The organism is Actinoplanes sp. NPDC000266 (assembly GCF_042899005.1).
GTDB lineage: Bacteria > Actinomycetota > Actinomycetes > Mycobacteriales > Micromonosporaceae > Actinoplanes.
On the sequence record NZ_JBIAZI010000011.1, the window covers coordinates 344,017 to 357,136 of the forward strand.

12 protein-coding genes are annotated in these 13,120 nt (G+C 71.2%); 1 reads left to right on the forward strand and 11 read right to left on the reverse strand.

Annotated features, from left to right (window positions below; translation table 11 throughout):
* Window positions 1–9: 9 nt before the first annotated feature.
* The 6 genes from ACFY36_RS39165 to hisD are packed head-to-tail and all read right to left on the reverse strand — an operon-like array spanning window position 10 to window position 4,082.
* On the reverse strand, window positions 10–333 hold the full coding sequence (locus tag ACFY36_RS39165; protein ID WP_499750943.1) for a hypothetical protein: 324 nt from the start codon (window positions 331–333) through the stop codon (window positions 10–12).
* Window positions 334–957 carry an imidazole glycerol phosphate synthase subunit HisH gene (hisH, locus tag ACFY36_RS39170; RefSeq protein ID WP_499750944.1) on the reverse strand — a complete coding sequence of 208 codons (624 nt, stop codon included), beginning with the start codon at window positions 955–957 and terminating at the stop codon, window positions 334–336.
* Complete coding sequence (locus ACFY36_RS39175; RefSeq protein ID WP_179855327.1) at window positions 957–1,115, reverse strand: CG2302 family histidine operon protein; 159 nt, start codon at window positions 1,113–1,115, stop codon at window positions 957–959. The genes hisH and ACFY36_RS39175 overlap by 1 nt, the downstream gene beginning before the upstream one ends.
* Window positions 1,115–1,726: an imidazoleglycerol-phosphate dehydratase gene (hisB, locus tag ACFY36_RS39180; protein WP_498658132.1), complete on the reverse strand. Its 612-nt coding sequence runs from the start codon at window positions 1,724–1,726 to the stop codon at window positions 1,115–1,117. Before hisB ends, ACFY36_RS39175 begins: the two co-directional genes overlap by 1 nt.
* Window positions 1,723–2,778, reverse strand: coding sequence for a histidinol-phosphate transaminase (locus ACFY36_RS39185; protein ID WP_499750945.1), 1,056 nt, complete (start codon window positions 2,776–2,778; stop codon window positions 1,723–1,725). Before ACFY36_RS39185 ends, hisB begins: the two co-directional genes overlap by 4 nt.
* Window positions 2,775–4,082: a histidinol dehydrogenase gene (hisD, locus tag ACFY36_RS39190; RefSeq protein ID WP_499750946.1), complete on the reverse strand. Its 1,308-nt coding sequence runs from the start codon at window positions 4,080–4,082 to the stop codon at window positions 2,775–2,777. The genes ACFY36_RS39185 and hisD overlap by 4 nt, the downstream gene beginning before the upstream one ends.
* Window positions 4,083–4,185: 103 nt before the next feature.
* On the opposite strand from hisD, the gene ACFY36_RS39195 reads away from it, so the two are divergent.
* The gene (locus ACFY36_RS39195) at window positions 4,186–4,896 is read left to right on the forward strand and encodes an LON peptidase substrate-binding domain-containing protein (protein WP_499750947.1); all 711 of its coding nucleotides are present in this window, start codon (window positions 4,186–4,188) and stop codon (window positions 4,894–4,896) included.
* Window positions 4,897–4,908: 12 nt separating this feature from the next.
* On the opposite strand, the gene ACFY36_RS39200 is transcribed toward ACFY36_RS39195, so the two are convergent.
* The 5 genes from ACFY36_RS39200 to ACFY36_RS39220 form a co-directional block, all read right to left on the reverse strand.
* Window positions 4,909–5,487 (reverse strand): hypothetical protein, encoded by a 579-nt coding sequence (locus ACFY36_RS39200; protein ID WP_499750948.1) that lies wholly within the window; start codon window positions 5,485–5,487, stop codon window positions 4,909–4,911.
* 529 nt (window positions 5,488–6,016) lie between these two features.
* Window positions 6,017–9,553, reverse strand: a complete 3,537-nt coding sequence (gene dnaE, locus ACFY36_RS39205) for a DNA polymerase III subunit alpha (RefSeq protein WP_499750949.1) — start codon at window positions 9,551–9,553, stop codon at window positions 6,017–6,019.
* 75 nt (window positions 9,554–9,628) lie between these two features.
* A complete protein-coding gene (locus tag ACFY36_RS39210; protein ID WP_499750950.1) occupies window positions 9,629–11,137 on the reverse strand; it encodes a MinD/ParA family ATP-binding protein in 1,509 nt (502 codons plus the stop codon).
* Window positions 11,138–11,270: 133 nt separating this feature from the next.
* Window positions 11,271–12,227 carry a hypothetical protein gene (locus ACFY36_RS39215; RefSeq protein ID WP_499750951.1) on the reverse strand — a complete coding sequence of 319 codons (957 nt, stop codon included), beginning with the start codon at window positions 12,225–12,227 and terminating at the stop codon, window positions 11,271–11,273.
* 4 nt (window positions 12,228–12,231) lie between these two features.
* On the reverse strand, window positions 12,232–13,119 hold the full coding sequence (locus tag ACFY36_RS39220) for an RluA family pseudouridine synthase (protein ID WP_499750982.1): 888 nt from the start codon (window positions 13,117–13,119) through the stop codon (window positions 12,232–12,234).
* Window position 13,120 lies beyond the last annotated feature (1 nt).

Genomic DNA, 13,120 nt, shown 5'->3' on the forward strand with positions numbered 1-13,120 from the left:
TTTTCTCCTTTATCCGGCCTTGCGGCCGAGGATGACGACCACCAGGGCCGGTGCGGCAAGCACGATCAGCAGCGTGAGCACGATGCGCAGCGACGTCTCGGGCACGAACAGCCAGATCGCGGCGATGGCCACGAGCGGCAGCAGGATGATGCCGAGACGCTCACCACGGCTGCGGCGATGCAGCGTGCCCGAGCTGCCTACGCGCGGCGGGGTGAGCCGGTTGAGAAGGGACCGGCGCCACACTCGGCGGGAGACCTTGCGGGCGCGGGCCGCCTTCTCCTTCTCGAGCACGGCGAGCCGCTCGGCGCGGCGTCGCGCTCTCTCCTTCGACATCTACGCGAGACCGGTGACCCAGTTGCGCAGCAGCCCGTAGCCGGCGTCGGCCGACTTCTCCGGGTGGAACTGCGCCGCGCTGAGCGCGCCGTGCTCGACGACCGCCGCGAACGGCTCGTCGTGGCTCGCGGTGGTCACCTTGGCGCCGGCTTTCCGGAGAACGTCAAGGTCCGAGGCGCCGTACGAGTGCACGAAGTAGAACCGCACATCGTCGTCGAGGCCGTCCAGCAGCACGGACCCGTCCGCGACGTCGACCGTGTTCCAGCCCATGTGCGGGATCCGCCGCGCGGTGAGCCGGTTGACCACGCCGGGCAGCAGGCCCAGGCCCTTCGTCTCGACGCCGTGCTCCACGCCCGAGTCGAACAGGATCTGCATGCCCACGCAGATGCCCAGCACGGGACGCCCGGCCGCGACCCGTTCCGCGATCATCGGGCCGGCCTGGATCTCGTCGATGCCGGCCATGCAGGCGGCGTACGCCCCGACGCCCGGCACCACGAGGCCGTCGGCCTCCGCCGCGGCGGCGAGATCGCTGGTCACCGTCACGTCGGCGCCGGTGCGGGCGACCGCCCGCTCGGCCGAGCGCAGGTTGCCCGACCCGTAGTCGAGCACCACCACGTTGGGCATCAGTTGTCCCCCGGGAGCAGCCAGGCGATGCCACCGGCGACGGCCAGCGCGGCCAGCACGCCGACCAGGCCGACGCTGAACTTGGTGGCGCCCGACTTGATCAGCTGGATGACGCCGCCGACCAGGAAGCCGGCCAGGATGAACAGGGCGATGGCCATCAGAGGACGCCCTTGGTCGACGGGAGCTGACCGGCGTTGCGCGGGTCGATCTCGACGGCCTCGCGCAGCGCCCGCGAGAACGCCTTGAACTGGGCCTCGACCACGTGGTGGGCGTCGGGGTGACCGCCGGGGCGGCAGGCCCGCAAGACGTCCACATGCAGGGTGACCTTGGCCGCGTGGCCGAACGCCTCGAAGATGTGCCGCGTCATGCTGGTCGCGTAGACCGGCCCGATGTACGGGGTGAGCAGCGGCTCGTCGTGCACCACGTAAGGCCGGCCGGACAGGTCGACGGCCGCGCGGACCAGCACCTCGTCCATCGGGATGGTCGCCGAGCCGTACCGCCGAATGCCCCGTTTGTCGCCGAGCGCCTGCGCGAAGGCCTCGCCCAGGGCGATGGCGGTGTCCTCCATGGTGTGGTGCGAGTCGATCTCGAGGTCGCCCTCGGTACGCACCGTCAGGTCGAACCCGCCGTGCCGGGCCAGCTGGTTGAGCATGTGGTCGTAGAAGCCGACGCCGGTGCTCAGGTCGCCCTGGCCGGTGCCGTCGAGATCGATCTCGACGAGCACCTTGGTCTCGTTCGTGGCGCGCTCGATGCGCCCGGTGCGACTCACTGCACAGCCTCCAGGAATGCGTCGGTCTCTTTTTCGGTGCCCGCGGTTACCCGCAGCCACCCTGCCAGACCGACGTCGCGGACCAGAACACCGCGGTCGAGCAATCGCTGCCAAGCGAGTTTTTGGTCTCCGCCCACTTCGAACAGCACGAAGTTGGCGTCACTGTCGGCCACCTTCAGGCCACGCGAGCGGAGCGTGGTGACGATACGGTCACGCTGCTCCTTGATCGCCTCGACCGTGGCCAGCAGCGAGTCCCGGTGCACGACGGCCGCGCGGGCGGCGGCCTGAGTGAGGGCGGACAGGTGATAGGGCAGCCGGACCAACTGCACGGCGTCGACCACGGCGGGGCCGGCGGCCAGATATCCCAGCCGGCCCCCGGCGAAGCCGAACGCCTTGCTCATGGTCCGGCTCACCACCAGCCGCGGATGCCCGGGCAGCAGGGTCAGCGCGCTCGGCGTGCCGGGACGGGCGAATTCGGTGTACGCCTCGTCGACGATCACCATGCCGCGGGCGGCCCCGAGCACGGCGTCGATCACGGCCGGGTCGAGCGCGGTGCCGGTCGGATTGTTCGGCGAGCAGACGAAGACCACGTCCGGGTCGTGCTTCTCGATCTCGGCCACGGCCGCCTCGGGCCGCAGGCCGAAGTCGGGGTCACGCAGCGCGCCGATCCAGCGGGTGCCGGTGCCCTGGGCCAGCAGCGGGTGCATCGAGTACGACGGTCCGAAGCCCAGGGCGGTGCGTCCCGGCCCGGCGAAGGTCTGCAGCAGCTGCTGCTGGACCTCGTTCGACCCGTTCGCGGCCCACACGTTGGCCGTGGTGAGGCCATGACCGAGGTAGGTGGCCAGCTCGGCCCGCAGCGCAACGGCGTCCCGGTCGGGATAACGGTTGAGGTCGCGCAGCTCGGCCTGGACGGCCTTGCCGATCGCTTCGACGACGTCGTCGGGAACGGGGTACGAGTTCTCGTTCGTGTTCAGCCGCACGGCGACGTCGAGCTGCGGAGCCCCGTACGGCGTCTTGCCGCGGAGGTCATCTCGGATCGGGAGGCCGGTCATGCGAATCGGGCCTTCACAGCCTCGCCGTGCGCCGGCAGGTCCTCGGCGTTGGCCAGCGCGACCACGTGACCGGCGACGTCGCGCAGGGCGGCCTCGTCGTACTCGATCACGTGGACGCCCTTGAGGAACGACTGGACGGACAGCCCCGACGAGTGCCGCGCGCAACCGGCCGTCGGCAGCACGTGGTTGGAGCCGGCCGCGTAGTCGCCGAGCGACACCGGCGACCAGGCCCCCACGAAGATCGCGCCGGCGTTGCGGACCCGCATGGCCCACTGCCGCGCGTCGCGCGTCTGGATCTCCAGGTGCTCGGCCGCGTACGCGTCGACGACGCGCAGCCCTTGCTCGAGGTCGTCGACGAGCACGACACCGGACTGGTCGCCGGTGAGCGAGGTCTGCACCCGGCTCGCGTGCTTGGTGGCGGCGACCATGGTGAGCAGCTCGGCCTCGACCGCCTCGACCAGCGCCTCGGAGTCGGTGACGAGCACGCTGGCGGCCAGCGGATCGTGCTCGGCCTGGCTGATCAGGTCGGCCGCGACGTGCCGCGGGTCGGCCGTCTCGTCGGCCAGGATGGCGATCTCGGTCGGCCCGGCCTCGGCGTCGATGCCGACGGTCCCCTGGAGCAGCCGCTTGGCCGCGGTCACCCAGATGTTGCCGGGCCCGGTGATCACGTCGACCGGCTCACACCGGTCGCCCTCGCCGGCACCGTCCGAGCCGTACCCCAGCATGGCGATGGCCTGGGCGCCGCCCACGGCGTACACCTCATCGACCCCGAGCAGCGCACAGGCGGCGAGCACCCGCGAGTCGGGAAGCCCGCCGTTCTCCTTCTGCGGCGGACTGGCCACGACCAGGGCGTCGACCCCGGCCTCCTGAGCCGGCACCACGTTCATGACCACGGTGGACGGGTAGACGGCGAGACCGCCCGGGACATAAAGCCCGACACGCTGCACGGGAATCCAGCGCTCGGTCACGGTGCCGCCGTCGACGACCTTGGTCGTGACGTCGGTGCGCCGCTGGTCGGCGTGCACCTTGCGGGCCCGCTTGATGCTCTCGAGCAGGGCGGCCCGGACCGCGGGCTCGAGAGAGGCCTCGGCGGCGGCGATGTCCTCCTGGGCGACACGGAGCCGCTCGAGCGTCACGCCGTCGAACTTCTCGGTGGCTTCCCGGATCGCGCTGAAGCCATGCCGATGGACCGCCTCGACGACCGGGCGGATCCGCTCGACGGCCTGAGACACGTCGAGCTGGGCACGGGGCATCAGTCCACGCGGGTCCCGCCGGGAGCCACGCAGGTCGGTCCGTTTCAGCACAGCGTCAAGTTTAGGCTGCCCATCCGTGAAGGCCGACATCGCCGCGGCCGGGCCCAGGAGATGGGATCCTTGACCATGGAGGGGCTACCGATAGGCTGAGTCGGTGAGCAAGCGGCTGCCGGTGTTCCCGCTGGGCACGGTGCTGTTCCCGGGCCTGGTGCTCTCCCTGCACATCTTCGAGGAGCGCTACCGGGCGCTGGTGCGCGAGCTGGTGGCCGGCCCGTCCGACGACCCGCACGAGTTCGGCGTGGTCACCTTGCGCCGGGGAGCCGAGGCCCCCGCCGAGACGGTCACCACGGACGGCCCGTCCGCACCCCCGCTCCCGATCGCGGCCGACGACCTCTACCAGGTCGGTTGCACGGCCGAACTGCGCCAGGTGACGGAGCTCTCCGACGGCCGTTACGACATCATGACCGTGGGCCGCCGCCGCTTCCTGATCAAAGACGTGATCCAGGGCGACGAGCCCTACCTGACGGCCGACGTCGAGTGGCTCCCCGACGAGTCCCCCGACGAGACGGCCGAGCTGTTGGCCCCGCGGGCCCTGGCCGCCTTCCGCGCCTACCTGGAACTGCTGCGCCCCGACTCCGAGGGCCTGGACGCGGTCCCCGCCGACCCGACGGTCCTCTCCCACCTGATCGCCGCCACGGCCCAGCTGACCACCGAGGAGCGCCAGTCCCTACTGGCCGCCCCCGACACCGCGGCCCGCCTGCGCACCGAGCTGAAACTCCTCAACCGCGAGTCCGGCCTCCTGGCCCGCGTCCGAGCAGTCCCGGTCCCCCTGTCCGACCTGGCCCGCCCCGCCAGCCCGAACTGACCGACACCGGCGTCAGTGGCGCGGTGGTTCCGCGGCGCTGCCGGTCGGCGTCTGGTCGGACGGCGCCGGGCCGGACCACTCATCGGCGTACGGCGGGGCGTCAGTGTTGGGGCCGTAGCCGGGCCGGGCCCCGGGAACGTCGAGGTCGGGATCGTTCGACCAGCCGGCCATGAGCGTGAGGGCGATCGCCGCCGCGAACGCCGGCACGAGCATCGGCCCGAGCGAGTGGACCTCGGGCGGCGCCAGGTAGGTCGATCCCTGCTGGGCCGTCTCACGCCACCGCTCGTAGTCGCCCCGGCCGATCATCTCGCCGAGCCAGGGCGCGACCAGATATCCCGCCCCGAGCGCGCCGGCCACGATGCTGAACAGCAGGAACGGCCCCCGGTCACGGCGCAGCAGAAGCCACGCCCCGATCGCCACGATCAGCCCGAAGCCCAGCCCGAGCAGCGTGAACCAGCCGTCGGCGGCGATGAACTCCTCGGGCGACGGATCGTTGAACCCGAGGTCGCCCTGCCCGATGTCGATCACTGGCACCGAGGGCGCGATCCACTGCCACAGCAGCCCCAGCGGCCCGCCGAGCACAAAAATCACCACAAAGACTGATAAAGACACCACGAGGGTACGTCGCCACGGCCGCCGCGAGATGTCCGGCGCCGGCCACTGCTCGCCCGACTCAGGCCCCGTGGGATGCGCCAGCCCGTACCCACCACCCGGTTCCCCGGCCCACGGCTGCGCGGCGCCCGCCTCCGGCGCAGACCCGGACCAAGGCGCGCTGCCGCCCGCTTCCGGCGCAGACCCGGACCAAGGCGCGCCGCCGCCCGCCGCGGAGGCCGGACCGGGCTGAGGCTCACCACTGCTCGCCTCCGGGGGCGGGCCCGACCACGGCTGCGGACTGCCGGAACCGGGCCAGGCCGGGGCCTCGTACCCCGCCGGGGCGCCGGCGGCCGGGGCGGCCGTCGGGTCGGGCGGGGGTGGGCCGGGCTGATTGTGGTGCGCCGGTTCCTGACTCGCGTTCACCCTACGATCCTGCCAGGTTCTTCCCCATGCCGTCCCGCTCGCCCTCGGGCCTGCTTTGAGAGGGGAGACGGGCTGCGGCGTGGCCCCCCTCTCAAAGCAGGCCCTAAGCCACCGCGGACGGGCCGAGGATCATCTTCAGGTCGGCTCGCAACGCCGGCGTCGCCGCGACCCGGACCGCGCCCAGGCGCAGGATCGTGGTTCGGCTGCCGTTCTGCAGGTGGACGTGCACCTCCGAGTCGCCCGGATGGCTCGTCAGGATGTCCTTCAGCTCGGACACCAGCGGCGGCGTGCAGCGGGTGATCGGCATCGTCAGGGTGATCGGCTTGCTGTCCGGGTTGTGGGTCACGTCGGGCAGCGACATGTCCATGGCCATGATGCGCGGGGTGTCGTCGCGCCGGTCGACGCGGCCCTTCACCACCACGATCGCGTCCTCGGCGATGAACTGGCCGATCACCTCGTACGTGTTCGGGAAGAACAGCGCCTCGACCCCGCCGGCCAGGTCCTCCAGGGTGGCCGAGGCCCACGCTCGGCCCTGCTTCGTGATGCGCCGCTGCACACCCGTCAGGATGCCGGCCAGCGTCACCACCTGGCCGTCGGGAACCGAGCCCTCCTCGTTGAGCGCCGCGATCGTCGTGTCGGCCGCGTTCTGCAGGAGCTGCTCGAGGCCCGCGAGGGGGTGGTCGGAGACGTAGAGGCCGAGCATCTCGCGCTCGAACGCCAGCTTGTCGCGCTTGTCCCACTCGTCGTCGAGGATGGGCGGCATGGCCACGGTGGCCGCGCTGCCTCCCTCGGCGGTGTCGGCGAAGGCGCCGAAGAGATCGAACTGCCCGGCCGCCTCGTTGCGCTTCACGTCGGCGTAGGCGTCGATCGCCTCGGCGTGGACCGCGAGCAGGCCCTTACGGCTGTGCCCCATCGAGTCGTACGCGCCGGCCTTGATCAGAGATTCAATGGTCTTCTTGTTGCAGGCGATCGCGTCGACCTTGGACAGGAAGTCGTAGAAGTCCTGGTATTTGCCCTTGTCGTCGCGGCAGCGGCGGATCGCCTCGACCACGTTGTGACCGACGTTGCGGACGGCGGCCAGGCCGAACCGGATGTCCTTGCCGACCGGGGTGAACGGGCCGGCCGACTCGTTGACGTCGGGCGGCAGGACCTGGATGCCCATGCGCCGGCACTCGGCCAGGTACATCGCCATCTTGTCCTTGTCGTCGCCGACGCTGGTGAGCAGCCCCGCCATGTATTCGGCCGGGTAGTGCGCCTTGAGGTACGCCGTCCAGTAGGAGACCAGGCCGTACGCCGCCGAGTGGGCCTTGTTGAAGGCGTACCCGGCGAACGGGACCAGCACGTCCCACACCGCCTGGATGGCCTCCTTGGAGTAGCCGTGCTCCATGCAGCCCTGCTGGAACGGCACGAACTCCTTGTCGAGGATCTCCTTCTTCTTCTTACCCATGGCCCGGCGGAGCAGGTCGGCCTGTCCGAGCGAATATCCGGCGAGGATCTGCGCGGCGCGCTGCACCTGCTCCTGATAGACGATCAGGCCGTACGTGGGCTCGAGGATCTCGCGCAGCGGCTCCTCCAGCTCCGGATGGATCGGGGTGATCTCCTGGAGCTTGTTCTTGCGCAGCGCGTAGTTGGTGTGCGAGTCGACGCCCATCGGGCCGGGCCGGTAGAGGGCCAGGACGGCCGAGATGTCCTCGAAGTTGTCGGGTTTCATGAGGCGCAGCAGCGAGCGCATCGGGCCGCCGTCGAGCTGGAACACGCCCAGCGTGTCGCCACGGGCCAGCAGCTCGTACGCCTTCGGATCGTCCAGCGGCAGCGCCAGCAGATCGAGCTTCTTGCCGTGGTTGAGCTCGATGTTCTTGTTGGCGTCGTCGATGATCGTCAGGTTGCGCAGGCCCAGGAAGTCCATCTTGAGCAGGCCGAGCGTCTCGCAGGTCGGATAGTCGAACTGCGTGATGATCACGCCGTCGGCCGGGCGCCGCATGAGCGGGATGTGGTCGATGATCGGCTCGGCGCTCATGATGACGCCCGCGGCGTGCACGCCGGTCTGCCGGATCAGGCCCTCGATGCCGCGCGCGGTGTCGATCACCTTTTTGACGTCGGGGTCGGTCTCGTAGAGCGTACGGACCTCGCCGGCCTCGCCGTAACGCTTGTGGTCCTTGTCGAAGATGCCGGACAGCGGGATGCCCTTGCCCATGACGTCGGGCGGCAGCGCCTTGGTGATCCGGTCGCCGACCGCGAACGGGTAGCCCAGCACGCGGGCCGAGTCCTTGATCGCGGCCTTCGCCTTGATCGTGCCGAAGGTGGCGATCTGCGCGACCTTGTCCTCGCCCCAGCGCTCGGTCACGTATTTGATGACCTCGCCGCGCCGGCGCTCGTCGAAGTCGATGTCGACGTCGGGCATCGAGATGCGCTCGGGGTTGAGGAACCGCTCGAAGATCAGGCCGTGCGGCAGCGGGTCGAGGTCGGTGATGCCCATGGCGTACGCGATGAGCGAGCCCGCCGCGGAGCCACGGCCCGGCCCGACCGCGATGCCGTTGCGCTTGGACCACTGGATGAAGTCGGCGACCACGAGGAAGTAGGCCGGGAAGCCCATCTCGATGATCACGCCGAGCTCGTACTCCGCCTGCTTGACGTGCGTCTCGGGGATGCCGTCGGGGAAGCGCGAGCGCAGTCCCTCGTACGCCATGTGGCGGAAGTATTCCTCCTCGGTGTAGCCGTCGGGGATCGGGAACCGGGGCATCAGGTTCTTGAAGGTGAACATGCCCTCGGTGTCGACCCGCTCGGCCACGAGCAGGGTGTTGCGGCAGCCCTCGAGCCACGCCTCGGACGAGTCGACGGCCCGCATCTGGTCGGCCGACTTCACGAAATAGCCGGCGCCGTCGAAGCGGAACCGGTTGGGGTCGGCGATGTTGCTGCCGGTCTGCACACACAGCAGCACGTCGTGGGCCGAGGCCTGCGCCTCGTGCGTGTAGTGGGAGTCGTTGGTGACCAGCGGCGGGATGCCGAGCTTCTTGCCGATCTCGAGGAGCCCGTCGCGGACCCGGCTCTCGATGGAGAGGCCGTGGTCCATGATCTCGAGGAAGTAGTTCTCCTTGCCCAGGGCTTCCTGGTACATCGCGGCGGACTTGAGCGCCTCGTCGAACTGGCCGAGCCGCAGCCGGGTCTGCACGGCGCCGGACGGGCAGCCGGTGGTGCCCATGATGCCCTCGGCGTGCTCGGCGATGATGTCGAAGTCCATGCGCGGGTACTTGCCGAGCTGGCCCTCCATCGAGCCGCGCGAGTTGAGCCGGAAGAGGTTCTTCAGCCCGACGGCGTTGCGGGCCCACATGGTCATGTGGGTGTACGCGCCGTTACCCGAGACGTCGTCGCCCTTCTGCTCGGGGCGGCCCCACTTGACACGGTTTTTCATCAGGCGGGACTCGGGCGCCACATAGGCCTCGACGCCGATCACCGGGGTCACGCCGACGGCCTTGGCCTGGGTGTAGAAGTCGTACGCCCCGTGCATGTTGCCGTGGTCGGTGATGGCCGCGCCCGGCATGCCGAGGCGCGCGGCCTCGGCCAGGACTTCCTTGATCCGGGCCGCTCCGTCGAGCATCGAATACTCGGTGTGCACGTGGAGATGCACGAACGAGTCAGACACCCCGGACCCCCTGAAGTTGTAGTGACCGACCGACTCTAGCGGGCGGCTACGACAAGAACGAGGGGGAAACGCGTGTCACTCGGCGAATGGCTCGATCATCACAGAGGCGGCCTTGAGCCACGCCGCGCGCGTCTCCTGCTGGAGGTCCGCGTACTCGATCGAGGAGCCCACTTCCAGGGCCGGGTCGTACGGCACGACGGCCACCGCGCGGGTGCGCGTGGCGAAGTGTTTGGCGAAGTCGTTGAGCAACGGCAGCGGCCCCGGCGAGGGGCAGGAGATCAACGTCACCGCGTTCGACACCAGGTCGCCCATGCCGCTCTCGTCGAGCACGTCGAGCATCCAGTCGGCCGTGAAGGCCGCGTCCTCGCGGGGCACCGTGGTGATCACCAGCTGGTCGGCCTGGCGCATCACGGTCTGCCAGTTGACGCTCTCGACGTTGTTGCCGGTGTCGACGCAGATCACGTCGTGGGTGCGGCGCAGCAGATCCATCACCCGGCGCACGGTGCCCTGGTCGAGCCGCTGGGCGAAGCGCGGGTTCTCCTCGCCGGCCAGCACGTCGTAGGACCCGTCGGAGGCGTGCCGCAGATAGCCGTCGAGCTCCTGGAGCAGCGCGTCGCCGTGCAGGTTCTCGATCTGCAGGAGATCGGCCAGCAGATGCTTGATCGTACGGGCGTGCCGCGCGCTCCCGGCCCGCAGGCCGAGCGTGCCCCGCAGCTCGTTGTCGTCCCAGGCGAGCACGCCCCGGCCGCGGACGCTGCCGATGGTCGCGGCCGCGAGCACGGTCGCGGTGGTCTTGTGGACGCCGCCCTTGGGGTTGGCGAAGGCCAGCACCCGCGGCTTGCCGAGCTTGCGCCGCATGACCGACACGGCCCGGGCGAACTCGTCGTCGGCCCGCGTCTGCCGCCACTCGATGCGCGCGCCGGCCGGCGACGTCGGCGAGGGCGCCACCCGCGGGGCCGGTGCCGGCACCGGCGGTGCGGCGGGCGGAGCAGCCGGCGGCGGCGCATAAGTGGGAGCGGGAGCGACCGGCGGCGGCGCATAAGTAGGAGCGGGAGCAGCCGGCGGCGGGGCGAAAGCGGGAGCGGGCGCGACCGGTGGCGGCGGCTGCATGACCGGAGCCGCGGCGGACGCCCGCGCCTGCGGGTAGTCGCGCGGCTGCGGCGGAGCCGACCGCGACGACGGCCCGAAGAAGCTTGTGGGCTCAGGCGCGGCGGGAGGAGCGGCCGGAGCGGGCGGCGGCGTCACCGGCTGTGGCCGGGCCTGCCACCGCGGGTCGAGCGGATTGATCGGCCGCTGCGGCACCGCCCGCTGCTGCGGCGGTGGCTCGGCCGGCGGCTGCGGCTCGGCCGGATGCTGGTCGTAGCGCGACCCGTAGGACGTGCCCCGGGTGTCGAGCGGGTTGGTCGGCCGCCGGGTGGGCAGGGGCGTCCCGTACTGCTGGGGCTGCTGCTGACCGTCCTCGCGACCCTGCTCCTCGGCCTGGTCGTCGGCGCCGCGGGTACCGTGCCGGGCGCGGTCGAGCAGCGCCCGCCATCGCGGGGCTGGTTCCGCAGGCCGGCCCCAGCCGGTCTCGGTCCCCTCCACGGCTCAGTCCTCCCTGCCCATTGCTCTCGGTGATGCCCACGCCCGGGCCGTTCGCCTTTGACAGGCTACGGAGCCGAGCGCGATAGGGCCACTGCCCGTGCCACCGACTAGAGACCTAACGTCCGGGCGGGGCTCAGGGTGCTGCCGCCGAGGCGCTGGTCGCATCGTGAGCAGCTGTCGCGTCTGACGCAGAGGGTACGGCAGGAAGATCCTCCGATGCCGAGGCGGAAGGGTCGTTCAGGTGCCCGGAGTCCCGCGATGAGGTGGATGTCACATCGACCCCGGGCGACGACACTATCGGCGCGGACGGCTGTGAGGCAATGCCCGCGGGCCCGGTTGGCACAGCCGGCGAAGCGGGGACGACACCCGTCTGCTCGGGCTGCGGAGGCCGGAACTCGGTGCGGTCGAGGCTGCGTACCTCCGGCGCCGGATCGACCGCCCGTACGCCGTCACGGGCCGCGACCTCCTGCAGGGCGGCCGGGGTGCCGCGGACCACCGCCGCGAAGACGCAGGCGCAGCCCGACCGATAGGCGGAGGCCTCCATCCCGGCCGTGCGGGCCGCCGCCGCGTACGCGTCCCGGGCCCGGGCCTCCGAGGCGCCGAGCTTCGACGCCAGCTGGTCGTACGACGCCTTCTCGGTGTCCCGGGCGATGGCCGCGTCGAGCATGCCGGTGAGCACGTCGGCCGGCAGCCGGTAGACGGGGATCCGTACGACCGGGGTGTGTTGCTCCGGCAGCGGCACCCGGGCGTACACCTGCGCCACCGACGCGCCCTCCAGAAGGCCGGGCAGGCGCCCGGCCGGCACATAGGACCCGAGGCTCACCAGCGCCCACATGTCGCCGGCGGACGGCGCCGACGGCTCGGCGAGCCCGCCCAGCTCGGTGCGCGACGCGTCGAGGTAGCCCGGAACGGTCTGCCCCGGGACGACCCCGACCCGTACGACGTCGGTGGGGTCCGGAGCCGGCGCCACCTCGCGCCGGCCCACCCAGATCGTCCCCAGCAGAACGACACCGGCCGTCACCGCCGCACAGGCGATGGCGAAACGGGCGTCGGACGCGGAGAACAGGCGTACCCGCTGGGCGGGTCCCATGGGCTCAGACCGCGTCCTGAAGGACGTCGAGGGCGTACTTCAGGTCGTCGGGATAGTCGCTGACGAAGCGCACCTCGTCGTGGGTGCGCGGGTGCAGGAAGCCCAGCTCACGCGCGTGCAGCCACTGCCGGTTCAGCTTGAGCCGGGCGGCCAGGGTCGGGTCGGCGCCGTACTGCGTGTCGCCCACGCACGGGTGCCGCAGGGCCGAGAAGTGCACCCGGATCTGGTGGGTGCGCCCGGTCTCCAGCTTCACGTCGACCAGGCTGGCCGAGCGGAACGCCTCCAGCGTGTCGTAGTGGGTCACGCTGGGCTTGCCGTCGGACATGACCGCGAACTTGTAGTCGGCGGTCGGGTGCCGGTCGATCGGCGCGTCGATGGTGCCCCGCAGCGGGTCGAGGTGGCCCTGCACGACCGCGTGGTAGCGCTTGTCCACCTCGCGCTCCTTGAAGGCGCGCTTGAGGACGCTGTAGGCCATCTCGCTCTTGGCCACGACCATGAGCCCGGTGGTGCCGACGTCGAGCCGGTGGACGATGCCCTGGCGCTCGGCGGCGCCGCTGGTGGCCACGTTCTGCCCCATGGCGGCCAGGCCGCTGACCACGGTCGGCCCGGTCCAGCCGGGGCTGGGGTGCGCGGCCACGCCGACCGGCTTGTCCACGACCACGATGTCGTCGTCGCTGTAGACGATGGCCAGCCCGTGCACCGGCTGGGGCGCCACCGGCGGCTGCTCGGCCGCCGGCGACGGCAGGGTCACCTCGAGCCAGGCGCCCGCGCTGACCTTGTCGGACTTGGGGCGCGGATATCCGTCGACCAGCGCGTCGCCGGCCTCGACGAGCGTCGCCGCGGCCGTGCGGGACAGCCCGAACAGGCGGGAGACGGCCTGGTCGAGGCGCATG

What these genes read in the sequence shown, in the direction of transcription:
- hisH (WP_499750944.1), bottom strand. Translation starts at nt 957, where the DNA reads ATGCCCAACGTGGTGGTGCTCGACTACGGGTCGGGCAACCTGCGCTCG.
- ACFY36_RS39185 (WP_499750945.1), bottom strand. Translation starts at nt 2,778, where the DNA reads ATGACCGGCCTCCCGATCCGAGATGACCTCCGCGGCAAGACGCCGTAC.
- ACFY36_RS39175 (WP_179855327.1), bottom strand. Translation starts at nt 1,115, where the DNA reads ATGGCCATCGCCCTGTTCATCCTGGCCGGCTTCCTGGTCGGCGGCGTC.
- ACFY36_RS39165 (WP_499750943.1), bottom strand. Translation starts at nt 333, where the DNA reads ATGTCGAAGGAGAGAGCGCGACGCCGCGCCGAGCGGCTCGCCGTGCTC.
- ACFY36_RS39215 (WP_499750951.1), bottom strand. Translation starts at nt 12,227, where the DNA reads ATGGGACCCGCCCAGCGGGTACGCCTGTTCTCCGCGTCCGACGCCCGT.
- ACFY36_RS39220 (WP_499750982.1), bottom strand. Translation starts at nt 13,119, where the DNA reads ATGCGCCTCGACCAGGCCGTCTCCCGCCTGTTCGGGCTGTCCCGCACG.